General features: G+C 63.6%; 23 protein-coding genes. 11 read left to right on the top strand and 12 right to left on the bottom strand.

What is annotated here, in order from left to right:
- From Q0X62_RS07725 to Q0X62_RS07740, 4 genes are all read left to right on the top strand, one after another.
- The coding region (locus Q0X62_RS07725; protein ID WP_297733638.1) for a hypothetical protein at positions 1–522 on the top strand (522 nt) is incomplete at its 5' end.
- Positions 510–1,229, top strand: a complete 720-nt coding sequence (locus Q0X62_RS07730; RefSeq protein WP_297733640.1) for an RNA polymerase sigma factor — start codon at positions 510–512, stop codon at positions 1,227–1,229. The genes Q0X62_RS07725 and Q0X62_RS07730, both read left to right, overlap by 13 nt.
- Entirely contained in the window at positions 1,229–1,636 is a 408-nt protein-coding gene (locus Q0X62_RS07735) for a hypothetical protein (RefSeq protein WP_297733643.1), read from the top strand. The genes Q0X62_RS07730 and Q0X62_RS07735 overlap by 1 nt, the downstream gene beginning before the upstream one ends.
- A complete protein-coding gene (locus Q0X62_RS07740) occupies positions 1,633–2,178 on the top strand; it encodes a periplasmic heavy metal sensor (RefSeq protein WP_297733646.1) in 546 nt (181 codons plus the stop codon). Before Q0X62_RS07735 ends, Q0X62_RS07740 begins: the two co-directional genes overlap by 4 nt.
- Positions 2,179–2,184: 6 nt before the next feature.
- Here Q0X62_RS07740 and Q0X62_RS07745 read toward each other — a convergent pair whose 3' ends face one another.
- The 4 genes from Q0X62_RS07745 to Q0X62_RS07760 form a co-directional block, all read right to left on the bottom strand.
- A complete protein-coding gene (locus Q0X62_RS07745; RefSeq protein WP_297733649.1) occupies positions 2,185–4,797 on the bottom strand; it encodes a PAS domain-containing sensor histidine kinase in 2,613 nt (870 codons plus the stop codon).
- A 213-nt stretch (positions 4,798–5,010) separates the two neighbouring features.
- Entirely contained in the window at positions 5,011–5,562 is a 552-nt protein-coding gene (locus Q0X62_RS07750) for a response regulator (protein ID WP_297733652.1), read from the bottom strand.
- A 19-nt stretch (positions 5,563–5,581) separates the two neighbouring features.
- Entirely contained in the window at positions 5,582–7,147 is a 1,566-nt protein-coding gene (locus Q0X62_RS07755) for an EAL domain-containing protein (RefSeq protein WP_297733654.1), read from the bottom strand.
- Positions 7,148–7,223: 76 nt separating this feature from the next.
- Positions 7,224–7,775, bottom strand: coding sequence for a hypothetical protein (locus tag Q0X62_RS07760; protein ID WP_297733657.1), 552 nt, complete (start codon positions 7,773–7,775; stop codon positions 7,224–7,226).
- A gap of 141 nt (positions 7,776–7,916) precedes the next feature.
- Here Q0X62_RS07760 and dusA point away from each other — a divergent pair, with 141 nt between their 5' ends.
- Both dusA and Q0X62_RS07770 read left to right on the top strand, forming a co-directional pair.
- Positions 7,917–8,912: a tRNA dihydrouridine(20/20a) synthase DusA gene (dusA, locus tag Q0X62_RS07765; protein WP_297733659.1), complete on the top strand. Its 996-nt coding sequence runs from the start codon at positions 7,917–7,919 to the stop codon at positions 8,910–8,912.
- A complete protein-coding gene (locus Q0X62_RS07770; RefSeq protein ID WP_297733662.1) occupies positions 8,913–9,737 on the top strand; it encodes a sulfite exporter TauE/SafE family protein in 825 nt (274 codons plus the stop codon).
- A gap of 1 nt (position 9,738) precedes the next feature.
- Here the strand turns inward: Q0X62_RS07770 and Q0X62_RS07775 are convergent, their stop codons facing one another.
- Both Q0X62_RS07775 and Q0X62_RS07780 read right to left on the bottom strand, forming a co-directional pair.
- Positions 9,739–10,458 carry a TIGR02281 family clan AA aspartic protease gene (locus Q0X62_RS07775; RefSeq protein ID WP_297733665.1) on the bottom strand — a complete coding sequence of 240 codons (720 nt, stop codon included), beginning with the start codon at positions 10,456–10,458 and terminating at the stop codon, positions 9,739–9,741.
- 6 nt (positions 10,459–10,464) lie between these two features.
- Complete coding sequence (locus Q0X62_RS07780; protein WP_297733668.1) at positions 10,465–10,680, bottom strand: DUF1289 domain-containing protein; 216 nt, start codon at positions 10,678–10,680, stop codon at positions 10,465–10,467.
- A 95-nt stretch (positions 10,681–10,775) separates the two neighbouring features.
- Here Q0X62_RS07780 and Q0X62_RS07785 point away from each other — a divergent pair, with 95 nt between their 5' ends.
- Complete coding sequence (locus Q0X62_RS07785) at positions 10,776–12,056, top strand: nucleoside transporter C-terminal domain-containing protein (RefSeq protein WP_297733671.1); 1,281 nt, start codon at positions 10,776–10,778, stop codon at positions 12,054–12,056.
- 421 nt (positions 12,057–12,477) lie between these two features.
- On the opposite strand, the gene Q0X62_RS07790 is transcribed toward Q0X62_RS07785, so the two are convergent.
- Entirely contained in the window at positions 12,478–13,200 is a 723-nt protein-coding gene (locus Q0X62_RS07790) for an acyltransferase (RefSeq protein ID WP_297733674.1), read from the bottom strand.
- A gap of 99 nt (positions 13,201–13,299) precedes the next feature.
- On the opposite strand from Q0X62_RS07790, the gene Q0X62_RS07795 reads away from it, so the two are divergent.
- From Q0X62_RS07795 to Q0X62_RS07810, 4 genes are all read left to right on the top strand, one after another.
- Positions 13,300–13,743, top strand: coding sequence for a PaaI family thioesterase (locus tag Q0X62_RS07795; RefSeq protein ID WP_297733677.1), 444 nt, complete (start codon positions 13,300–13,302; stop codon positions 13,741–13,743).
- Positions 13,744–13,749: 6 nt separating this feature from the next.
- Positions 13,750–14,022 carry a DUF3253 domain-containing protein gene (locus Q0X62_RS07800; RefSeq protein WP_297733679.1) on the top strand — a complete coding sequence of 91 codons (273 nt, stop codon included), beginning with the start codon at positions 13,750–13,752 and terminating at the stop codon, positions 14,020–14,022.
- A 52-nt stretch (positions 14,023–14,074) separates the two neighbouring features.
- On the top strand, positions 14,075–14,599 hold the full coding sequence (locus Q0X62_RS07805; protein WP_366946127.1) for a uracil-DNA glycosylase family protein: 525 nt from the start codon (positions 14,075–14,077) through the stop codon (positions 14,597–14,599).
- A 119-nt stretch (positions 14,600–14,718) separates the two neighbouring features.
- Entirely contained in the window at positions 14,719–15,792 is a 1,074-nt protein-coding gene (locus Q0X62_RS07810) for a Glu/Leu/Phe/Val dehydrogenase dimerization domain-containing protein (RefSeq protein WP_297733682.1), read from the top strand.
- A 219-nt stretch (positions 15,793–16,011) separates the two neighbouring features.
- Here Q0X62_RS07810 and Q0X62_RS07815 read toward each other — a convergent pair whose 3' ends face one another.
- The 5 genes from Q0X62_RS07815 to Q0X62_RS07835 form a co-directional block, all read right to left on the bottom strand.
- The gene (locus Q0X62_RS07815) at positions 16,012–18,171 is read right to left on the bottom strand and encodes an Ig-like domain-containing protein (protein WP_297733685.1); all 2,160 of its coding nucleotides are present in this window, start codon (positions 18,169–18,171) and stop codon (positions 16,012–16,014) included.
- 308 nt (positions 18,172–18,479) lie between these two features.
- Positions 18,480–19,514, bottom strand: coding sequence for a helix-turn-helix domain-containing protein (locus tag Q0X62_RS07820; RefSeq protein ID WP_297733688.1), 1,035 nt, complete (start codon positions 19,512–19,514; stop codon positions 18,480–18,482).
- Positions 19,515–19,750: 236 nt separating this feature from the next.
- A complete protein-coding gene (locus Q0X62_RS07825; RefSeq protein ID WP_297733691.1) occupies positions 19,751–20,065 on the bottom strand; it encodes a hypothetical protein in 315 nt (104 codons plus the stop codon).
- Between the two features lie 33 nt (positions 20,066–20,098).
- On the bottom strand, positions 20,099–21,157 hold the full coding sequence (locus tag Q0X62_RS07830; RefSeq protein WP_297733694.1) for an ABC transporter ATP-binding protein: 1,059 nt from the start codon (positions 21,155–21,157) through the stop codon (positions 20,099–20,101).
- Positions 21,154–22,776 (bottom strand): iron ABC transporter permease, encoded by a 1,623-nt coding sequence (locus tag Q0X62_RS07835; protein ID WP_297733697.1) that lies wholly within the window; start codon positions 22,774–22,776, stop codon positions 21,154–21,156. Before Q0X62_RS07835 ends, Q0X62_RS07830 begins: the two co-directional genes overlap by 4 nt.
- Positions 22,777–22,778 lie beyond the last annotated feature (2 nt).

A 22,778-nucleotide genomic window follows, 5' to 3' on the forward strand; every position in this document is an offset into this window, starting at 1 on the left:
CTGGCCGGCGCCGTCGCCCAGGCCCAGGGCCCCGGTGGCCGCCATCACGGCGCTGACCGCCATGGCGGGCCCGGCGGTGGTGGCGCGCATCGCGCCATGATGACGCTGCGTGCGGCCGATGCCGATGGCGACAATTCCATCACGCGCGCCGAAGTCGACGCCCTGCGGGCGGAGATGTTCGCCTGGATGGACCGCAATTCCGACGGTTATCTGGACCAGGCAGATGCCTCGCCGGTGCGCCAGCGCTTGCGGGCACGCCATGAAGCTGCACGCGCCGAACAAGGCGATGAGGATGATCGCCGCGGACGTCGTGGCCATCGCCGTGGCGGGCGCGGCGGAGATGGTCCGGGCCGGCATATGGATGCCGACGAGGATGGTCGCATTTCGCGGGCCGAATATTTGGAGAGCGAAAGCCGAATCTTCGCGCGGCTGGATACCGATGAGGATGGTGTGATCACGCCGGACGAGCTGGACGCCGCTGTGGAACGGCGACAGGATCGCCGACATTGGTGGCGGAACTAGCCGCTTCGCTGATGTTTGACGGGCACGGCATGACGACAGCTGAACCGGCGGATGCCGGGCCCATGTCCGGCCGTGTCCGCAAACGGCCGCAATCCGCGACATCGGCACCGGTCGATGTCCGGGCTGCGGAAGACAGGCTCATGGCGCGTATCGGCGCGGGCGACCGTGACGCGGCGCGCGAGCTGATGGCGGCCAATCTGTCGCGGGTTCTCGGCTTGGCCCGCCGCACCTTGGGCGATGCCGTGGAGGCCGAAGATATCGCCCAGGAAACATTTCTGCGCATCTGGAAGGCCGCGGGCCGCTGGCAATCCGGTCAGGCCCGCGTCTCCAGCTGGGTCTGTCGGATCGCCCTCAATCTCTGCTATGACCGTCTGCGCAAGCGGCGCGAAGTCCTGACGGACTCTGTGCCGGAACAGGCGGATGCCAGTCCCGGCCAGGACCGGCGCATGGAACAGGCAGAAAGCGGCCATCGTGTCGCTGACGCGGTGGCCCGGCTGCCGGACCGGCAGCGCCAGGCCCTGGAACTGGTCCATTTCCAGGAGCTGAGCAATATCGAGGCGGCCGCGATCATGTCGGTCAGCGTTGATGCGCTCGAATCCCTGCTGGCGCGCGGTCGGCGCAAGCTCAAGGCCTTGCTCCTGGGCGATGCGCGCGATCTGATAGCCAGTTATGAAGAGGGCGGCGATGCCCGCTACGGTGATGAATGATGACTGAGCACCGCTTTTTCCAGATTCTCGAAGCCTATGGCACCGATCCGGCCCGTTGGCCGGCTGATGAGCGCGCCGCGGCCGAGGCCTTTGCACGCGCACACGCCGAGCAGGCCGGGGCCGTGATGCGCGCGGAAAGCGCGCTGGATGATCTGCTCGATCAGCTGGCCGAACCGGCGCGGGACAATGCATTCCTCGAGCGTCGACTGCTGGCCGGACTGCCTGTGCCGGCAGCCTCGCGCTGGATGGCCCCGACTGCGCTGGCGGCTGCGCTCCTTCTGGGGGTCTGCCTGGGATTTGCCAGTGGCGCGCTCACGGGCGATTACAGCACCGATGATGTGCTCTATGCCGATGCCTTCACAGGCTATGAAGAGGACTGGGTCGAGTGGCTGGGAGAGGACGCATGAGGCCGGGCCTTCCTTGGATTATCGCCCTGATCGGCTCGGTGCTGATCAATGGCGCGCTTGTCGGCTATCTGGTTCACAGCACGTCTGACGGTCCGGAGTGGCGTGTGCGGGCGCCGGGGTCTGTCGGCCACCATGCGCGCGGCGATCGTCCAGGGCGCGGCGGTTTTGACCTGCGCGGCTTTGTGGAGGCCCTGCCGGAGGCCAGCCGTCAGGAAGCCCGCGAGCGCCTGCGGGCCGACTTTGACGAAATGCGTGGTCTGGCCCGGGACGGGCGGGCGGCACGTCGTGAGCTGGATGCGCTTCTTGTGGCCGAAGAGTTCGACACCGAGGCGGTTGCCGCGGCGATGGCGCAGCTTCGCGACACCCAGCGCGAGGTCGAGGCGCGGATCGAGGCCATCGTCCTCGATGTTGTCGCAGATCTGGATGCCGAGACCCGGACCGCTGCCCTGCAGGCCGGCCGGGAGCGGATGGGGCGGCGAGGGCCGCCACCGGACGGACATCGTCATCGTCGGCCGCAGGACGGCCCGCCGACGCGCGACTAGCCGCGTCTATTCACCGGCCGCGAAGCGGGGCGGGTTGTCGCCATCGACGAATTCATCATCGGCATCGAAACCGTCATCGATCGGCAGTGCCGGTGACTGGCCGAGCGGTGCATGCGCATCGAACGCGGCCTCTGCATCGTCCATGTCCAGCTCCAGCGCGTCTGCGAGGGCGGCCTCGTCGGCGCCGTCATCATTCGCATCGCGTGTGATGGGTTGATCCTGGCTGATGGGCAGGACGATGGAGACGGTGGTGCCTTCGCCCAGGGTCGAGTCGATCGACAGCGTCCCGCCGTGCAGCTCGATCAGGGATTTGGACAGGGCGAGGCCGAGGCCGGACCCCTGGAAGCTCTTGGAATGCTGGCTCTCGATCTGTTCGAAGGGCCGGCCAAGACGGGGCAGGTCGTCCTTGGCGATACCGATGCCGGTGTCGGAGACCTGAAAGGCGACGCCGAGGCCGGACAGGAAGCCGCGCACCGTGACCCGGCCACCTTCCGGCGTGAATTTCACCGCGTTGGAGACCAGATTGATCATGATCTGCTTGAAGGCGCGCGGATCAACCTCGATTTCGGGCAGGTCGGAGACATCGGCACGCAGCTGGAGACGTTTCTCCTCGGCACGGCCACGGACGATGCGAATGCTCTGCTCGACGAGCTCGCTGGCATCGGTCGGCTCGGGCTGGAGCTGCATCTTGCCGGCCTCGATCTTGGACATGTCGAGAATGTCGTTGATCAGTTCCAGCAGATGTTTGCCCGAGGACAGGATGTCCTTCATGTAGCCGACATAGCGATCATCGCCGAGCGGGCCGAACATTTCCTGCATCATGATTTCGGAGAAGCCGTTGATGGCGTTGAGCGGCGTACGCAGCTCGTGGCTCATATTGGCGAGGAATTCCGACTTGGAGCGATTGGCTTCCTCGGCCCGGATCTTCTCTTCTTCATACTTTCGGGCCAGGTCCGCGATGCGGGCCTGGGAGCGCTTGACGTCGTCGACCGTCTTGCGGAGCTGGCTCTCATTCTCGGTGAGGGCGGCTTCATGATGCTTGAGGTCGGTAATGTCGGCGCCCACCGACACCAGGCCGCCATCGGCAGTCGGGCGGTCGGAATAGTGCAGCCAGCGACCATTCGAGAGCTCGATCTCATAGGCTGCCTTGCCCTCGGTTCCGCCATGCACGGTCTTGATTGCCCGCGAGGCCGCTTGCTCGACCGCATCATAGCTCATGCCCGGCTTGAGCATGCCTTCGGCAAAATCGAACAAGTCCCGGAATTTGCGATTCCACAGGACGAGCCGCTGTCGGCTGTCCCAGAGCACAAAGCTTTCCGACATCGATTCGAGGGCGGCGCGCAGGCGGCTTTCAGCCGCAGCGACGCGGGCCTGGGCACCCTTGCGATCCGTCACATCGATGGCGACGCCGACAATCCGGGTATGGCTGGCTTCTCCACCGGGCAGGATGCGGCCGCGCATTTGCAGCCAGACGGGTGAGCGGGCGGCGAGGGCTTCATGATCGACTTCGGCGCCGGCCGGGGCGCCACGCATCGCCGCGCGCAGGCGCTCGCGGTCGGGCTTGGAGAAGAGCTGCAGGAATTGCTGGCCGGTGCATTCGGTCGCCGCTTCCAGCCCCAGGATACGGGCCAGTGAGTCGGTAATGAAGACCGTGTCGGCTTCCGGATTCCAGTCCCAGACACCGCAGCGCGCGCCTTCGATGGCGACCCGGAAACGCTGTTCATTGTCCTCCAGCATCTGCCGGGTCGAGCGCAGGCGACCCATCTGCATGAAAACCAGGGCGCACAGGCCAAGTGCCACGAAGATCGGGGCGATGAACATCAGCCCGTAGAAGGAAATCGTCCGGTACCAGGCATTCTGGTTGATCCGCATGGCGCCCAGTGCATAGACGCGCAGCTCGGTGCCGGAAATCGGGGCGACCGCGAAAGTCACGCGTTCCTCGCCAAAGCGCGCATCGGATGTGGCCCCGCCGCCGCCGCTTGCCAGCGTATCGATGAAGGCAGGCTGCAGGCCGAAACGTTCGGCCAGCTGCGTGCCGGCGCGCGCGCTGGGCATGCGCGGGCGGATCGCCAGCATGCTGCCATCGGCATCGGCGAGCGCCACGACGCGATCATCGCCCCAGTCCGGCAGCGCGGTCTCGGCACTCAGCCGCGCCACGAAGGCGCCGACCGTGCCATCGCTCAGCGGGGTCGGGACGGCGAGCACAAGAAAGGCCTGATTGCCATTGACCTGGGCTGTCAGGCCCGATTGCGCATCGAGTGCGGCGCCGGCCAGATCTCGCAGGTTTTCGACCGCTTCGCCATTGGCGATGACCTGTCCGCCCGGCAGAAGGAGCGCGACGTCAGCGACGAGATCGGATTCAGCAATAGCGGCCAGGCGCGCATTGGCGAGGCTTTCAACCTCGCTTGCGCGAGCACTGCGCAAATCAGCGGCGGCAAAGGCCAGGGCGTAGCGAGCTTCGGCGATACGGGCGGTGACGCGTTCGGCAAGATAGCCGGCGGCATTGGCCTGAGATCGCTCCGCCTCGGTGATCAGGATCTCGCGCTCCTGCTGGATCTTCACCAGCAGGATGCCGCCATAGGCGAGGGTGAAGAGTACCATCGCCAGAATGATCCACATCGCACCACTGCTGCGGCGTGATTTGCGGGGTGTTTCGTCCGGATCGCGGGCGTGACGATGCGATCCCCGTGACGGGGAGTTCGACGCCCTGTCCCGACCCTTGGCGGACCCGGACGAGCGGTGATCGAACCGCATCTGATTCATGATCTCAAACTAAGGTGCGTTCGCGGTCTGTGTCGACCGAACAACGCGGGCTTCCATTTGTCTTTTGGCTCAGCCTTCGCCGGAAGGCGGGGCATCGCCGGTTGCCTCGATATCGGCGCCGACTTTCTGGCGTGCCTTGCGGCGTTCCGGCCCCTTATAGGTGCCGCCATCGGGATTGGCACGACGGCGGTCCGGTCCAAAATAATTCCTGTTGCGGATGAAGGGGCGCGGTTCATTGATCACCGAGGCGATCTTGGAGAACATTTCCTTCGCCGTGACCGGCTTGCAGCAGAATTCCGTGACCCCGGCATCGCGAGCCAGCATCACTTTGGACTTCTCCGAATAGGCGCTGAGCATGATGATCGGGACGAGCGGGTTCGGACTGTCATCGGCGGTCCGCACCAGGCGCACGAAGTCGAGACCATCCAGGATTTCCATCTGATAGTCAGTGATGATGATGTCGACGGAATCGGATCGCACCAGGTCAAACGCATCGGCCGGGTCTTTGGACTCGAAAATCTGCTTGATTCCAAACCCGTGCAGAATGGTGCGCAGGATCGTCAGCATATAGCCGTTATCGTCGACGATCAGGACTCGTACACGGCTGAAATCTGCGGCCATGGCTGCCTACCTCAACGCCTCACGCCGCGCGCGAGGCCTTCTTCTTCATATCCTTCAGTGAGCTTAGCGGCACAGGCTTACCGAAATAGTAACCCTGGCCGTAAGTCACACCGAAGCTCTTGAGCGCCTTGGCCTGGGCCTCGGTTTCGATCATTTCGGCGACCGTGGCGGCGCCCACACTGCGGCAGATATTGATCATGCCTTTCAGCAATGTCGCATCCCGTTTCGATTGCTCGAAACGCTTGATATAGGAACCGTCGATCTTCACCACATCGGCCGGGAAATCGCGCAGATAGTGGAAGCCGGCCGAGCCTGCGCCGAAATCATCCAGGCAGACCTCGTGGCCCCGTTCGCGGATTTTCTGGATAATGGCGTTGGCGGACTTGATATTGTTCACGGCGGCGGTCTCGGTGAGCTCGAAACTCAGCCGTTTGCGATCAATCTTCAGATCGGCCAGCTGCGCCAGGAAGCGCTTGCCCCAGGCCATGTTGGTCAGTGATTTGCCGGAGAGATTGACGGCCAGGGAGGGGCGATCGAAATCATCGCGCAAAAAGCTCGCGGCGATATCCACCATCGCGGTGTCGATCTCGTAGATCAGCCCGGTGCTCTCGGCAAAGCCGACACTGTCCTGTACCGGGCTGCCGCCCGGCAGGCGCAGCAAGAGCTCGTAGTGGTGGATCTCACCGGTTGCCAGATCGACCACGGGCTGGGCGTGAGGTTCGATCACACGGCCTGCAATCGTCGTCCGCAATTCGGACATGCGCCGCTCATTTTCGCGCATCATGACCTCGGCGGTTTCCTGCAGGCTGACAATATCCAGAACCCCGTCACATTGGGCGGCCTCATTGACGGCATGGAGGAAGGCCTGCACGGCGATGCCCGGCTCGATGTTGGGCGCGTCGCAAACCGAGTCGATCTGAACCTGTGCGTTGTGCAGGCCGGCATCGGCGAGGGCGCCCTCAATCTCTGTCTTGAGCAGATCAAGCTCGACCGACCGGCCATGAATCAGCGCCGTCCGCTCCTCGTCAACCTGCCGCGCGACGCCATCATCGCCGACAGCGAGCGCACAGGACGCCGCGATGGACTGGTGGATCGCTGCGGCACGATCCGGTCCGACGAGACGGTCCAGGGTATCCTCGGTGACCACACGCAGGACCGACATCGCCATGTCGAGGCCGGCAGAACGGGCTTTCGCGATGGCGTCTTCGGCCGCGCTTTCGAAGGCTTGCGGGTCAAGCTCGTCCGGCGCATGCATGGCTTCGTAGGACAGGCTCCAGCGAATGCGCTCGTCATCGCCCAGCATCCAGCCGGACAGGCGGCATTCGCGGCCCCCCACGGCCACCCGGACCGGCCCCAGGCGGCGTCCCGGCTTGAGCCGATGCATGATGGCCTGAAAGACCGGCCTGGACGTCCGGTCAAAACGCCTGGCCAACTCTTCTCCGGTTCCGGCCAGGGTCGGTTCACCCAGGGCGGCGATGGCGCCGGCCGCATAGGTGACACGCCCTTTGGGGTCGGTCTCGATGAGTATGTCTGCCGAAGCAAAGGCGAAGGAGAGAAAACGGTTGCGTTGTTCGACCAGCGACATGGGCAATCCAATCGTGTGCACAGACCGATGATTTTCGTCCGGCAATCGTTAGAACGCCCTTAAAATTTTAGGTAAATCAGGCTGCGCGCGACTCGGAGCGGCCATCACGCTTGGCAGGCTTGGTGTTCACGTCTTTCAGAACGCTCTCGGCGCGGCGCGAAAGCTCGGCCAGTGCGGGTGGTAATTCACCATCTTCGCCAGCCAGGGCTGCCAGATGCTCTGCAATCTCCAGCAGACGCGGACTGTTCGCGAGCAGGCGGGCCTGGGCCTCAATGCGGTGCGGATCGCGGTCATACTCCGCCGCCGGCACCCGCCAGCCACCCCAATCCATCGCCTCGGTGACCACGACGGGGAAAGTGCCGGGGAAGGGATGCCCGGCACAGTCCTCAATGGTCTGCCATTTATTCTTGGCCCGAAGGACGCGCCAATGACCGGCCTCGACATGATCGGCCTGTTCGGCCGACAGCTCCTCGGCGGTGAAATCGCGTCCAAGACCGCAATCATAAGCGACCCGGATCGGCTCTTCGACGTCCTTCACCCACTGCGGCTTGACCTGCTCGACCAGCGCCCAGGTCCCGACCGGGCCGACAAAGACCCGCTGATGCTTGTGAAAGACTGCCTTGGCCATGTCCGCTTCTCCCTCGCCACCCTCACACAAACACAGTCCCGTTTAAACCGGGTGAACGGAACAGGTCGGATTTGAAAGATCGACGCTCCGGGCGCGTGTGCTGCGTTGCGATAAGCGCGCGCACACGCTATGTCGCCGGTCATGAACGCCAAGATGCCTTTTTCCCGCCGCCTCTCCGTGGCGCCGATGATGGACTGGACCGACCGGCATTGCCGGGCCTTTCACCGTGTCCTGACGCGACGGGCATTGCTCTATACCGAGATGGCGGTCGACAAGGCGATCATTCATGGCGACACGGACCGCTTGATCGGTTTCAGCGCGCGCGAACATCCGGTTGCGATCCAGCTGGGCGGGTCTGATCCGCACGAGCTCGCGGCCGCGGCGAAAACCGCAGAGGCCTTCGGCTATTGCGAGATCAACCTCAATGTCGGTTGCCCGTCCGACCGGGTCCAGTCGGGCCGTTTCGGGGCCTGTTTGATGCAGGAGCCGCGACTCGTCGCGGATTGCGTCGCGGCCATGGGGGAGGCGGTCACAATCCCGGTCACGGTGAAATGCCGGATCGGTGTCGAGGACCAGGAACCCGAAGAGGCGCTCTTCACTCTGGTCGACACGGTCGCTGCGCGTGGCGTGACCAGTTTCGCCGTGCATGCCCGAAAAGCCTGGTTGAAAGGTCTGAGCCCGAAGGAAAACCGCTCCGTGCCGCCGCTTGATTATGATCTGGTGCGCCGCCTCAAGGCCGAGCGGCCCGAGCTGGAAATCATCCTCAATGGCGGGTTGGCCGACCTTGATCACGCCCTCGCCGAGGCCGAGGCGCTGGATGGCGCCATGATCGGCCGCGCCGCCTATCACACACCCTGGATTCTCGCCCGGGTCGACTCACAGATTTTCTCAGAGGCAGATCCGGTCGCGACGCGCTCGCAGGCGCTGGAAGCCTATCGGCCCTATATCGCGGCCCATCTGGACGCGGGCGGGCGCCTTCACGATGTCACGCGCCACATGCTCGGCCTTTATGCCGGCGAGCCGGGCGCGCGCCAATGGCGGCGCATCCTGTCGGAAAAGGCGCCGCGACGCGGTGCCGGCCTCGATGTGCTTGATGAAGCCCAGGCGGCCGTGTCGCCGCGAGATGAGGCGGCCTGAATGACCGAAATCTGGATTCTGGTCCTGGCGATGGCGGCCACGGGCGCCTTTGCCGGACTGATCGCCGGCCTGTTCGGCATTGGCGGCGGCGTCGTGATGGTCCCGGCCATGTATTACGCCTTTCAATTCCTCGGCTATGACGATCCGCGCATCATGCAGGTCGCGGTCGGGACCTCGCTGGCTGTGATTATTGCCACTTCGATGCGATCCGTCTCCTCGCATGCCAAACGGGATGCGGTCGATTTTCCCGTCCTCAAGGCCTGGGCGCCCTGGATCGTGATCGGCACACTGATCGGCTCGCGCATTGCTCACATGCTGCCCGGCAATTTCCTGACCGGACTGTTCGGCGTGATGGCGGTGCTTCTGTCGGCCCAATTCTTTTTCGGCCGACCGGACTGGCGCCTTGCGGACACGCTGCCGTCCGGGCCGCTGCGCTGGGGCCTGGGTGGTCTGATCGGTATTCTCTCGGCCCTGATGGGCATTGGCGGTGGTGTGTTCGGCGTCACCTTGATGACGCTGTGCGGCAAGCCGATCCACAAGGCGGTTGCAACGGCTGCCGGTTTTGGTGTCGCCATCGGCTTGCCAGGCGCGGTCGGCTTCATCGTCAATGGTTGGGGTGAGGTGATCGTGCCGTACTCGCTGGGCTATGTGAATCTGCCCGGTTTCGCCCTGCTCGCCGGTTCGGCCTTTTTTGTTGCGCCGCTGGGCGCCAGGCTGGCTCACGCCCTGCCGGAAAAAACACTCAAGCGGTGCTTTGCGATCGGTCTGGTTGTGGTCGGCGTCATGCTGGTGCGCGAAGCCTGGCTGGCCAACGCTGCCGGCTGACCTAGGGTCGAAGGACCAGCTGGTCGCGGCGCATCTCCACCGCGTCGAACTCGCCCAGCACAGACATGCCGAGCAGGGAACGTTCGCCGCCGCTCATCACCAGGGCCGGGTGGTTCTCGAATGTGCGTCCGGGCAGGACAAGCGCCGGGATGGTGACCAGCGCGGCCATCGACGGGCCAGCAGCGGTCGAGGTGCGGATGTTGAAATCCAGCGTGTCGGTACGGATACCGATGCGCCGGGCATCGTCCAGCGTCAGCGCCACGCCGGTCGCGCCGGTATCGATCAGGAATTGGACCGGCGCACCATTGATTTCGCTGTCGATGTAGAAATGACCGTCGAAATGGCGTTCCAGAACCAGCGAACCGTCGGCCAATTGCACGCCATTGCCACCTCGGAGTGGGCGCGTCTCGCCATCCATCGCGGCCACGCCCCAGACGCGCTGATGCTCCAGCTGGGTATAGTCACGATCCAGGATCGCGACCCCGCCGGCCGCGACACCGATGGAGAGCCAGGCGAGGAGGTTGCGATGCCGCGCGCCGTCTGGCGCCACGGCGGAACCCAGAAGGGCCAGGGCCAGCAGAGCGAGCGCGATCGCGATATAGAGCGTGCGCACCATAGGTTCGACGTCGGTCCAGAGCGGCCAGCTGATCAGGCGCAGCCCGATCAGGGCGATGCCAAGGGCGAGGGCAGGCAGGGCTAAACGGATGATGAGGGCGCGCATCTCTTGTTATCCCTGCTGAACCGGCTTGGCCGCCTTGTACGCGGCTTCGCGCTCGGGCAGGGCGGTCATGATGGTCTCGCGTTCGGCGTCACTATAGCGCGTCCAGCGCCCCAATTCTTCCATTGTGCGGAAACAGCCGACACATAATTGCGCTTTGGGATCGACGAAACAGACCTGTACGCAGGGCGTCCTGATCGGCGGTTTGAGGGGCGTTGACGTCATGCGCTGCAGCATTTCGCGGGCCGGGCGTTGAGGCAAGTGCTTGCAGCCGCGGGGTCGTGCGGAATATGGTCCCGCTTTGACCGGCGGGGACTTTCATGGATGATCTTTTGCTGCAAGGCCGCAGCTTTGCGGGCCTGTTCCTTCTTGCCGGCATCGCCTGGCTATTGGGACCGCGCAAACGCTTCCCCTTCATCCTGCTGGGCGGGGCCATCGGCCTGCAGCTGATCATCGCCACACTGCTGTACACGGTCGCACCGTTTCGCGCCTTCCTGCAATCGCTGACCGGTGTGGTCGCGGTGCTTCAGGAGGTGACCAATGAGGGCGCGCAATTCGTCTTCGGCTATCTGGCTGGCGGCGTCATGCCCTTCGAGATCAATCCGGACGCGGCTGGCGGTACCTTCCTTTTCGCCTTCCAGGCCCTGCCCATGGTCATCGTGCTCTCGGCCCTGTCGGCGCTGTTGTGGCGCTGGCGTATCCTTGAAGTCCTGGTGCGCGGCTTTGCCTTTGCTTTTCAACGCCTGCTCAACCTGTCCGGCTCGGCCAGTCTCGGCGCCGCGGCCAATATCTTTCTCGGCATGACAGAAAGCCCGGTCCTGATCCGGCCGCGCCTGCCCGATATGAGCCGCTCTGACCTCTTCCTGATCATGACGGTCGGTTTTTCTACCGTCGCCGGCTCGGTGATGGCGCTCTATGTCTCCCAACTCTCCGGCATCATCGACGGTGCGGCCGGTCATATCTTCACTGCCTCGCTGATCTCGGTGCCCGCCGCCGTCCTCCTGTCGCGCCTGATGATGCCCGCAGAAGCCATGACGCCGGAGGCCGAGGCCAAGGAGAAGGTGCCGACCCAGATCTATCATTCCTCCATGGACGCGCTCACGACCGGCGTTTCGGACGGGATGCGGCTTTATTTCAACATCATCTTCATGCTGCTGGTCTTCACCGCGCTGGTCGCCTTGCTCAACGTCATGCTGGGCCTCTTCCCCGACGTGTTCGGCGCCGCCCTGTCGGTCGACCGCATCCTGGGCTGGCTCTTCGCCCCCATCGTCTGGCTGGCTGGTGTCCCGTGGTCGGAAGCGACCCAGGCCGGCTCCCTGATGGGTCTCAAGACGGCGCTCAACGAGGTCTATGCCTATGACCGCCTGGCCCAGATCGGCGACGAGCTCTCCCCGCGCACCAGCCTGATCATGACCTACGCCCTGTGCGGTTTCGCCAATTTCTCCAGTGTCGGGATTTTGACCGGCGGCCTGGTTGCGATTGCGCCTTCAAGGCGTGAGGACATTCTCCAGCTGGCCCCGAAAGCGCTGATCTCCGGCACGCTGGCGACGCTGATGACCGGCGCAGCGATTGGCGTGCTGCCGCAGGGTTTGTTCGGGTAGGGGCGGGGAGGTGAAGGAACGCGCACGGCGCGGACCGCTCCATACATCCCTTGTCAGCCAGTGCGCCGTATCCGGGTCTTGAGGTCAAGGGCGCATCAGCGCCGCTTCGCGGTTTCACCCTTGACCTCAAGACCCGGATACGGCTTTGTCCCGGCAAGGGATGTATGGACGGGTTTGCGCCGATGCGCGCCTTGCCAATCCCACCTTCACCATTTTTCCCGGACGGAACCCCGCGCCTCCGGGAAAAGTGGATTGGCTCGGTAGAGGTCCTTCCCCTTGATGGGGAAGGTGGACCCTGCGTAGCAGGGGTCGGAAGGGGTAAAACGCGTCAGCGTTCCGGCATCCACCTTCGATCACCCACTCCGTCTCGCCGTCGGGCGGCGATCCACCTCGCCCATCAAGGGCGAGGACCTGCTCCACTTCAATCCCCCCGCGCCGGCCAGAGCCGACTCCTCAGCCAGCCAATCGTCGAATTGCCCGCCAGTGACTGCCGGTAGGCTGTGTCCATGAAACGGTCGAGACCTTCGGCGTCGGCGAACAGGTCGGAGCGGGTTTTCATCGGGGCGTCGGGGTCGATGCGTTTGATCACCTTGGCCGGATTGCCCGCGACGATGGTCCAGGGCTCGACATCCTTGGTGACCACCGAGCGGGCGCCGACGACGGAATTTTCGCCAATGGTGACACCCTTGCCGACAAAGGCACCATCGCCGATCCAGACATTTTTGCCCAGTTTTACCGGTTTGAACGCCGGCTGCGGATCGACGCGGTCATGGATGGAATGCCAGTCGCAATCGGTGATCGTGACCTTGTTGGCGATCAGGGCTGCATCGCCGATCTCGATCTCGCCGGCGGCGAGAATGCGCGTGCCCGGCGCCAGGAAGACATGATCGCCCAGGCTGATCCGCCCGGCCTGGGTCTGCGGTGACCACACGGTGAGGCGGACCGGGTCATGCTTGTTGGCGATGATGTGGAGATGGTCACCGGCGGTGATATTGGGCCCGAAGACCTCGACCGCCCAGGGCAGGACGATCTTGGGGTTGCGGCCGAGCCCGGCGAAGTGCGGGGCCAGGAAATGGCCGGCCCAGGCATTCTCGAACTGCTCCCAGAAACGGTGCATCCAATAGGGGCGGTGGTCGCGGCGCATGCTGGGTCCCGTCTGGCTGGCGGCTGTGTCCGCAACTTGCCGCACGGCGCGGCGGCGGCAAAGCTTTCGTCTGCAGCGCTCGGAAGGAAAGCGGACACGATGAGTTTGACGATTCACATGGATGCTGCGGCGGTCGCGGCCTATCTCGACGAGGTCTTTCCGCAATGGAATCAGGGCGGGATCAAGTTCGGAATTGAGCGGATCGAGCCCGGCCGGGCCATTGTCAGTGCCGAGGCCCAGACCGCGCATCTGCGTCCGGGCGGGACGGTGTCCGGTCCGACGCTCTTCACCCTCGCGGATTTTGCCGCCTATGCGGTGATCCTTGGCCATGTCGGCAGGCAGGCGCTGGCCGTCACCACCAATCTCAACATCAATTTCCTGCGCAAGGCGCCGCCGGGACCGGTAACCGGCCAATGCCGCCTGCTGAAACTGGGCTCGCGACTGGCGGTCACCGATTGTGATATCAAGGCGGGCGGCTCGGATGACTTGATCGCCCAGGCCAGCGCGACCTATTCACTGCCGCCCAAGCAACATCATGGCTGAACCTGTATGACCGAGAAACCCGAAACCGAGCTCACCGATCCCGATCCGATCGAGGCTGCCATCCTCAGCCTTGTCGCGGCGGCCCCGGAGAACCGCTCGATCTCGCCCGCCGATGTTGCCAAGGCGGTGGACCCGGAGCGTTTCAATCGCAAATTCGGCCATGTGCGCCAGGCCGCCATCCGTCTCGCCAAGGCAGGCAAGGTGACCATTTTGCGCAAGGGCAAGCCGGTCGAGGATCCGGAGGCTTTCAAGGGTGTCTGGCGGATTGGCCGCGCCTGATCTCGACGCACTTCTGGCGGATATCCGCGCCTGCCGGGTCTGCGCGGAGGCCATGCCGCATGAGCCTCGACCGGTCATCCAGGCGCATCCGGACGCTCGCATCCTGCTGGTCGGCCAGGCGCCGGGCACGCGTGTACATGCCTCCGGCAAGCCCTTCACCGACCCGTCCGGTGACCGGTTGCGCGACTGGCTGCAGATCGATGAAGCGGATTTCTATGACCCGGCCAAGCTGGCCATCGCGCCGATGGGCTTCTGTTTCCCCGGTCTGGACGCCAGGGGCGGCGATCTGCCGCCGCGTCGCGAATGTGCGCCACTCTGGCAAAATCAGGTGCGCGAGGCCCTGCCCAATATCCGCTTGACCCTGCTGGTCGGGCAGTATGCCCAGCGTTTCTGGCTGGGTTCGCAGGCGCACAAGACGCTGACCGAAACCGTGCGCCATGCGGCCGATTACGGGCCTGATTTTCTCCCGCTCCCCCATCCGTCATGGCGGAATAGTGCCTGGTTGCGCAAAAACCCCTGGTTCGAGGCAATAATTCTCCCGATGCTGCGGTGCCGCATGAAAGAATTGTTGCCGTAAACCCGTTTCGGGGTGTTTTCGAGCGCTTGTGTGTTGGCCCGCGAAGCGGTATTCCGGCGCCCGAAATCGCGGCTCCGTCAGCGGTGGCCGTCTCAGCTGAACAAAAGGGTTTGCTGCCTATGAGCGTTCTCGAGCATCCGTCTTTCGACAATCACGAGAGAATTCTTTTCGCGACCGATGAAGTCACCGGGCTGAAAGCCATTATCGGTGTCCACACCACGGTCAGCGGTCCGGCCTGCGGTGGCTGCCGCATGTGGTCTTATCCCAATTCGGAGGCTGCGCTCCAGGACGTGCTGCGCCTGTCCCAGGGGATGAGCTACAAGAATATCATGGCCGACCTGCCGATCGGTGGCGGTAAGTCCGTGATCATGAAGCCGGAAGGCTCCTTCGACCGCAAGGCCCTGTTCGAGGCCTTCGGTCGCGCCGTGGCCAGCCTGAATGGCATGTACATCACGGCCGAGGATGTCGGCGTCAGCCCGGACGACATGATGGCCGTGCGCGCCTCGACCGAGCATGTGGTCGGTTTGCCGGAAGGCAAGGACGCTTCGGGTGACCCGTCGCCGGTGACCGCCGAGGGCGTGTTCCGCGGCATGAAGGTCTGCGTCGAGCGCGGCCTGGGCAAGTCGGACATGTCCGGCGTCAAGGTCGCCATCCAGGGCGCCGCCGGTCATGTCGGTGCCTATCTGGCCGGCCATCTGGCCAAGGCCGGGGCCGAGCTCTTCATCACCGATATCAACCAGGACGGTCTCGAGCGTCTCAAGGCCGAGCATGGGGCCACCATTGTCGGCCTCGACGATATCTACGACCTCGATGTTGATGTCTTCGCACCCTGTGCGCTGGGCTCGGTGATCAATCCGGACACGATTGACCGCATCAAGGCGAAGATCATCGCCGGTGCTGCCAACAACCAGCTCGCCACGCGCGAGATGGGGGCGGAAATCCTCAAGCGCGGCAAGGTCTACGCGCCGGACTATGTGCTCAATGCCGGCGGCATCATCAATGTGATGGGCGAGATTGCCGGCGACTTCAATCCGGAATGGGTGAAGGGCAAGCTGATCGGTCTCGAGAAGACGCTGGGCGAGATCCTCGACCAGTCGGAAAGTGAAGGCCGCCCGTCCAACCTCATCGCCGACGAGATCGCCCGTCAGCGCATCGAGGAAAAGCGCGCCGCCAAGCTGGGCAAGGCTGCCTAGGCAAGCTGCGCTGCACAAGCCGAATGCGAAACGCCCCCGCCGATCGGCGGGGGCGTTTTGTCGTTGGGTGCGCATTCGTTCCGCAAGTGTCATTGCCGGGGTCGTCCAGTCGGACCGTAACCGCCTGCAGGAATGCTCCGCGCCCGTTCGGCTTTTCAGTCAGGCGGCGCCAGGCGGCCCGGCCTGGTGCCGGACCGCGCTGGATTGCAAGCCGAACAGCTACTGATCGAACCCGGTGCCGGTGACATGTCCGTTGCGGGTAAGCAGACGCAGCGCCCGGGCTCCGGCATGGTTGACCGTGTCGTCGTGGATCAGGGCGAGGGTAATGTCACCATTGACGTTGAGGCCGGTGGTGCCAAGAGCGGCTGCCAGGTCCGTGCTTGAGAATGTTGCCGTCCAGGTCCCGTTCGCACCCTCGACCAGCGATACGTCGGGTATGAGTGCTGTCGCGGTCGGTATCGGGCCAGTCGTTCGTCTGACTGTGACCTGAATGCCTTCACCTGCCAGCGTGTCCAGTCCGGAAGCGATTCCGGTAATACGGAATCGGCTCGTGACCCCGCCACTCTCGCGCAGGTTAACCCAGGCGAAGTCGCCATGGGTGATGGCGGTGGTCTCCAGCCCGTCGTCCCGTGAGAGCGGCGCGGCGTCGGTGTCTGCGACCGCGCTCGCCGTAAACCCGGCATCCGCGACCAGTTCAAGCGTGACCGTCGGCGTTTGCGGCGTGATGACGGTTTGGTTGTCGGCGTCGGCCGTGATCGTAACCAGCCCGTCCGTGGCGCCGTCAAAGGCGTCCACCTCCGCGCCCGTCGCCGGGCATGTGAACACGTTCGCACTCGCTCCGCCTCCTGGCGTGCACGCTCCGGCCCCCGAGACCGCTACGCCGCCAATCCCGGTCGCGCCGGCCGGGAAGGTGATGATTACGTCAGCCGATGCCAGCACGTCGTCGGCGCTGTCAGCCGAGGCGCCGCCACCCCCGATCGTGGTTTCGTCCACATTGCCATCGCGCACTGTCGCGATCCGCGCGATCTGGCCTGTGCCCTGCAGGGCGTCGCCATTGCTGTCGAACTGACCAACCGGTGGGTCGGCCGCAGTGTCGAAGTCGATCGCGAAGGAGACAAACCCGGCGAAGGTCAACACCTCAAGAGTCTCACTGTCGCCGGCATAGGAGCCCGCATCATTCGTCGGAGTAAGGGTCACCTCAACGCTTACCGGATCGCCGTTGCTTACCACCTCGATCGGCAGCAGGATTGAGCCGTCATTGGCGTCAAATCCGCTGCAGGCGTTGACTTGACCGGTGGAAACGAAACCAATCGAGGAGCCGCGTGCCCCACCGCCAGACGCGATTTGAAAGGCGCAGTCCGGATCGGTTGCCTGGCTGAAATCGCCCGTGTTCACAGGTTGGTCAAATACCGCGTTGGACAGTGTGATGAGCAGGTCGACCTCGCCGCCAGCGCCCATCTGCACGAACCTGTCGGAAAGACCGAAATCAAGTACGAGGTTGCCGATTAAAGTGCTAGAGGCCTCCGTTGCCAGCACCTGGCCAGAGAGGTCTGATGCGGCGTCAAGCGAAACCAGGGCGGCGGACGCGTCTGCCTGGATAGAAAACTGGGTCGCGGCGAGGCTGAGATTATTTGCCGCGTCACTCGCTACGCCTGCCGCAACATCAATGGTAACCGGCCCGGTGCCAACCGGCGAAATCGTGGCCGTATAGACTGTGTCGCCATCTGATCCGGTGAAGTTTGACGCGGTACCATTTCCGACATCGATCTCCCCCAGCGTGAAACCATTCACGGCCTCAGAGAAGGTCACCGTGATCGTGAAATCGCCTTGTACGGGGCCACCCGCGGCGGAGCTGAGCGACACGTCCGGTGGGGTCGTATCGCCACCGCTGTATTGGATGTCATCAATATCAAAACTATGGGGCATTCCGTTTGGATCTACTCCACCAATGTAGAGAACGGTCGTTCCTGCCGGTGGCGTGTAGACACCATTCCCGGGATCAAACGCCTCAGAGCCAATTACGCCCGGATCCCCGTATGTAATTGAAGTAGTGCCTGAATTCGCAGTAAAATTTGTCAGGGTGAATTGGGTAATCTCATTGCCGCCCAGCGCAGTAATGGAACTGGATCCGGTCGATCTTTGCATTCGCAAGGACCCAGCAATGACTTCGATGCTGCCGCCGGACGCGCCGAACGATAATGTGTTTTCATCATTCGTGAAGCTATCGCCCTTCGCGCCGGGTGTTTCGCCAGAGAAATCCTCAACAGCCTGCGCCAGCGACGCGCCAGTATGCCCTATGGCGCTCATGCTCCCGATTAATATGACCATAAACAAGTAAACAATCGGATGATTACTCGTTTTTCTGAAACCGTTCCTCACTGGACGTCCCCCTCTTGAACAACAAGCGTTTACGCCCGCGAACAAATCAAAGGCTTCGCAGCGAAAACCTGTTCTACGCGAGCTGAATACGCCCAATTTTTAGTTGACCGCCAATACTGGAGCAGGGACACACGAGAGACCGACAGCTCAGCATTGATATTGGGGCCAATACCAATCGCTACTCAGGTTCTGTGCTGTCTGGACGACAACATAGCCATGCGGGTCAGTTAAGTGTTATCGCAAAGCCGTGTTAATGATCGCTCGTGCATAATCGCATTGCACCGTGTCCAGAATGGCGGTGAAACGCTTCACGCAATCTGCCGGATCCAGTCCGCATATTTGACATCACCAACGCGGTTGGAAAGCGCCCGGCCATCATTCGCTGTCTGCGATTCCGAGCGTGCTTCGGTCGGGCTGATACCAAAGCGGAACTTGAATTGGCGCGAAAAGACTGCCGGATCGGAGAAGCCGAGCGTGAACGCCAAATGGGAAATGCTCTTTGGTTGTCCGCTAAAAGCTGCGAGCTCAGAAAAAGCGCGCCTGAGTCGAAGCTCGCGCAGATAGGCCTTCACGCCTCCGAACTCCCTGAACAGCTCGTATAGTTTCGAGCGGGAAACGCTCAGGTGCGCTGAAATATGCGACACTGAAAGGTCTGGATTGTGTAGGTGTTCTTTCATGAATATTTGAGCGCGCATCAGAATGCTGCGATTATATACCTTGGGCGGGTTTTGTAGATCGATCTGTGCGCCGTTCAGCGCCATCGCGGCAAGATTGACCAGCGTCTTCGCCGTCTCGGAGATCTGCCAATCCGGCAGGTCCCGGGCGACCTTGAACAGGGAAACCAGGAATTCTTTCAAAAGCATGCCAGCACCAGAGTGGCCATCGAACACGAGGCCGTGTGTGGCGTCCGGGCGCTGCAGGAGCGGCGCGAGCCGGCGGCGGGGAATGAAAGCGTTAATGATCTCGTAGTTGCTCGTCCAGGAATAGAATTCATCGGCCTGATCAAGAACCACGAAATCGCCAGCTCCGCTTTCCACGGCGCGGCCTGCACACTTCATCTCCGCCTGTCCGTTCAAAAAGATATGCAGCTGATAATTGTCAATCCCGTCGCGGGCGATGCGGGCGGGGTCGCGCCGGAATTCTTGCGCGCCGAGACGGCAGTGATTGACCGCGATGTCTTCCAGCAGAAAACTTTCAACGCATGCGTTGAATGGACGGGTGTGCCCGCTTCGATGAGGGTTTACCTCAAAACAAACGTCGATCGCCTCTCGCCAGATGGAAAACCGGTCCGAGGGCGCAAGACTCGACGTGTCAAAATAAGAGTGATCGGTCGTGTTCGACAATTCTTACCCAATCCCGGCTTCTGCAAACCCTTGCGGACTTTGCACCGGGACCCTCACTCACTGCTGATTTGAGGTAACAGGCATAATTTGAGACCTTTGCGGGATCAATAATATTTTGTGTTGTGAGATGATAGGGCGAAATTCAAGGTCACGTTAATGAGAGTTTAGTCAAAGATTATCTCGTGATCGAATATATAGAGGTGATTACTAATTCTATGTTGTAGAGCTTCCACCTTTTACCCGGTTGAAGCAATGGTCAGCCGGAGGTCTCGGATGACGGCGCGAGGCTTGCGTACCTTGTTGTCGTCGCCCGCTGAGGCTTGGTCGCGGCGAATGCTGGTGACTTTTGAGAGATTGGTGGTGATGCGCTTTACCTTGGCGACCATCTCCAACGCTCCGATCAGATAGTCGCCGCCTGTTTTCCGGTACAGGGCGATATCGCTGACGAAGTCCTCGACGCCGGCATCACCGGCAAAGTGTTCTTCCTGCTTCGTTTCGATTCCCGCAAGAGAACTTTTTACTCTGTCTGTCCCATCTAGGAAGGCCTGCAATACGAGTTGCCCCGGACGAGTCCAGTTGTAAGCCTACGCCGCCACGACCCGCACATAGACCGGGTCCAGCTCGACGCTGACACGATCACCTTCCTGGATCGGAGAGGGGGCGGGCGTTTGCGCGGTCCACTCGCCCGCCTCGCTGGCGAAGCGATGGGTGAGGTGAGGGCCGGCGGAGCGGCGGCGGGTGATGGTATACTCGCCTTCGGGCTTGAGGCTCAGTGTGAAGGCGCGGGGACGGATCAGCACGGAGACCGGCTGGTCGTCCTCGAAGCCATTGGCATCGACGGGACCAAAGGGTGTCTCGGCCTGACCGCCGGTGACGCTTGCCTCGATAATCTCGACATCACCGAGCAGTTTCGCCGCCGTGGCGGAGACCGGGCTCATCCAGACCTCGTCCGGCGCGCCGGTCTGTATCACGCGACCGCCATCCATCAGGGCCAGCTGGTCGGCGACGGCCATGGCCTCTTCCGCGTCATGGGTGACGATGAGGGCGGTGGTGCCGGCGGCCCGCAGCGTGTCGACCGTGCGCTCGCGCAGCTCGCCACGCAGGCGCCGGTCGAGACCGGAGAAGGGTTCGTCCAGCAGAACGACCGCGGGCTCGGGTGCCAGCGCCCGCGCCAGCGCCACGCGCTGCTGCTCGCCGCCGGAAAGCTCGTGCGGATAGGCCTTGGCCTTGTGACCCAGCTCCGCCGCCTCCAGCTGCGTCATGGCGCGCGCCTGCTTGTCCGGACCGGAAAGACCGAAGGCGACATTGGCCAGAGCGGTCATGTGCGGGAAGAGGGCGTAATCCTGGAAAACCATGCCGACGCGGCGCGCTTCTGGCGGGACATGGGTGCGCGCATCATTCCAGATCGTGTCGCCGAGGCGGATCGATCCGGCTTCGAGGCGTTCGAGCCCGGCGATGGCGCGCAAGAGGGTGGATTTGCCGCTACCCGACGGGCCCAGCAGCGCGGTGATGCGCCCGGCCTGCAGGTCGAGATCGGCACCCGCCAATGCCGCATGATCGGCGCGGTAGCGACGCTCGGCTCCGCGAATGCTCAGCACTGTACGCATGTCGGCCATGCGGGCTTCCCCCAGGAGACGTTTCACGGATCCTGTCTGGATAGGTAGCGGGCCACGAAGATCATGGGAAGCAGGGCGACCAGCGGAATGAGGAGTGAGGGCAGGGCGGCCTCGCCCAGACGCTCATCGCTGGCGAAATTGTGGGCGATGATGGCCAGGGTGTCATAGTTGAAGGGGCGCAGGATCATGGTCGCCGGCAACTCCTTGAGCACCTCGACAAAAACCAGCAGACCCGCCGAGGTTACGCCCGCGACAATGAGCGGCCAGTGAATGTGCCAGACGCGCTGGCCGCGGCTCGCACCCAGCGTCCGGGCGGCACCATCCAGCGAGGGCGTGACGCGCGCCAGCGCCGTTTCGGCAGGGCTGATGGCGGCGGCAGCAAAGCGCGAGAGATAGGCGAAGACCAGCGCGGCGCCGGTCCCGGTGAGCAGGATGGGGAAGACCTCACCGGTAACAGAGCGCCAGGCCGGATCGAGCAGGGATTGCGTGCCGGACAGGATGGCGATCACGCCGACGGCGGCGACGGCGCCCGGTACGGCATAGCCCAGGCCGGCCGCGCGGGCAGCCAGGGTGGCGATGGCTGTGCGGCTGCGCAGGGCATAGGCGGTGGCCAGACCCAGTGCTGCAGCGATCAGGGCGGTAATCCCGGCCAGACTCAGCGAATGCCAGCTGGCCGCGACAAGGCCCGGCGCGGTCTCGGTATGGGCGGCCAGCCAGACCAGCCGGCCGAGTGGAATGAGCATGCCGAGGGTCAGCGGCAAGAGGCAGGCCGTGAGGGCGCCCAGCGCGGGCAGGCCGCTCAGGCGAATGCGCGGCGAGGGCTTGTGCCGGCCGGCGGCATTGACGCTGCGCGCGCGGCGGCGCTGAGCCCGCTCCAGCCCAAAGACCAGCATGGCGATGAAGACGAGGACGAGGGAGAGGCGCGCGGCATCAACCAGCGAACCGGCGCCACTCCAGGCGCGGATCAGGCCGATCGACAGGGTCGGGGCACCGAGGTGGGAGACGGTGCCGTAATCCGCCAGACTTTCCATCACGACCAGGGCGAGGCCTGCGGCGATGGCCGGGCGCGCCATTGGCAGCGAGGTGCGCGAAAAGGCGGACATGGGCCCGGCACCCAGTGTGCGCGCCGCATTATAGGCGTCGGCGGACTGGCTGGAGAAGGTGTTGCGGGCCAGAAGGTAGACATAAGGATAGAGGACGAGGGCGAACATCAGGCCCGCCCCCCAGCTGCCGCGAATGGTCGGGAAGAGGCCGCCCGTGGCCGCGTGCAGCGGCCCGCCAGCGGCACTGAGGTCGAGCCAGGCATAGGCGGCGACATAGGCCGGGACAGCGAGTGGCAGGATGAGAATCCAGCCGAGCGTGCGGCGTCCGGTAAACTCGGTCCGCGCCATCAGCCAGCCCAGCCCCGTGCCGATCAGCCCGGCACCACCCGCCGCGATCAGGCCAACCAGAGCAGAGGTGAGGAGATAGGTGGGAAGTCGCGTTCCGGCGAGATGACGCAGATAATCACCGGTCTCGCCGGACAGGCCGATCCAGACCACAGCGAGGATCGGCGCCGCGCACAGGGTCGCGGCGAGGATGGCCAGGCTGGTGGCCCGCCCGGGCATTAGGGTGCCCGGGCGTTTGAAGGCAGCCGTCAGACTCACGC

Source organism: uncultured Maricaulis sp. (assembly GCF_947259345.1).
In the GTDB taxonomy this organism is placed as follows: Bacteria; Pseudomonadota; Alphaproteobacteria; order Caulobacterales; family Maricaulaceae; genus Maricaulis.

Coding starts and splice junctions, on each gene's coding strand:
- Q0X62_RS07785 (WP_297733671.1), top strand. CDS start 10,776: ATGGATGATCTTTTGCTGCAAGGCCGCAGCTTTGCGGGCCTGTTCCTT.
- dusA (WP_297733659.1), top strand. CDS start 7,917: ATGAACGCCAAGATGCCTTTTTCCCGCCGCCTCTCCGTGGCGCCGATG.
- Q0X62_RS07740 (WP_297733646.1), top strand. CDS start 1,633: ATGAGGCCGGGCCTTCCTTGGATTATCGCCCTGATCGGCTCGGTGCTG.
- Q0X62_RS07760 (WP_297733657.1), bottom strand. CDS start 7,775: ATGGCCAAGGCAGTCTTTCACAAGCATCAGCGGGTCTTTGTCGGCCCG.
- Q0X62_RS07800 (WP_297733679.1), top strand. CDS start 13,750: ATGACCGAGAAACCCGAAACCGAGCTCACCGATCCCGATCCGATCGAG.
- Q0X62_RS07780 (WP_297733668.1), bottom strand. CDS start 10,680: ATGACGTCAACGCCCCTCAAACCGCCGATCAGGACGCCCTGCGTACAG.
- Q0X62_RS07775 (WP_297733665.1), bottom strand. CDS start 10,458: ATGCGCGCCCTCATCATCCGTTTAGCCCTGCCTGCCCTCGCCCTTGGC.
- Q0X62_RS07795 (WP_297733677.1), top strand. CDS start 13,300: ATGAGTTTGACGATTCACATGGATGCTGCGGCGGTCGCGGCCTATCTC.
- Q0X62_RS07790 (WP_297733674.1), bottom strand. CDS start 13,200: ATGCGCCGCGACCACCGCCCCTATTGGATGCACCGTTTCTGGGAGCAG.
- Q0X62_RS07805 (WP_366946127.1), top strand. CDS start 14,075: ATGCCGCATGAGCCTCGACCGGTCATCCAGGCGCATCCGGACGCTCGC.
- Q0X62_RS07770 (WP_297733662.1), top strand. CDS start 8,913: ATGACCGAAATCTGGATTCTGGTCCTGGCGATGGCGGCCACGGGCGCC.
- Q0X62_RS07745 (WP_297733649.1), bottom strand. CDS start 4,797: ATGTGGATCATTCTGGCGATGGTACTCTTCACCCTCGCCTATGGCGGC.
- Q0X62_RS07755 (WP_297733654.1), bottom strand. CDS start 7,147: ATGTCGCTGGTCGAACAACGCAACCGTTTTCTCTCCTTCGCCTTTGCT.
- Q0X62_RS07810 (WP_297733682.1), top strand. CDS start 14,719: ATGAGCGTTCTCGAGCATCCGTCTTTCGACAATCACGAGAGAATTCTT.
- Q0X62_RS07750 (WP_297733652.1), bottom strand. CDS start 5,562: ATGGCCGCAGATTTCAGCCGTGTACGAGTCCTGATCGTCGACGATAAC.
- Q0X62_RS07735 (WP_297733643.1), top strand. CDS start 1,229: ATGACTGAGCACCGCTTTTTCCAGATTCTCGAAGCCTATGGCACCGAT.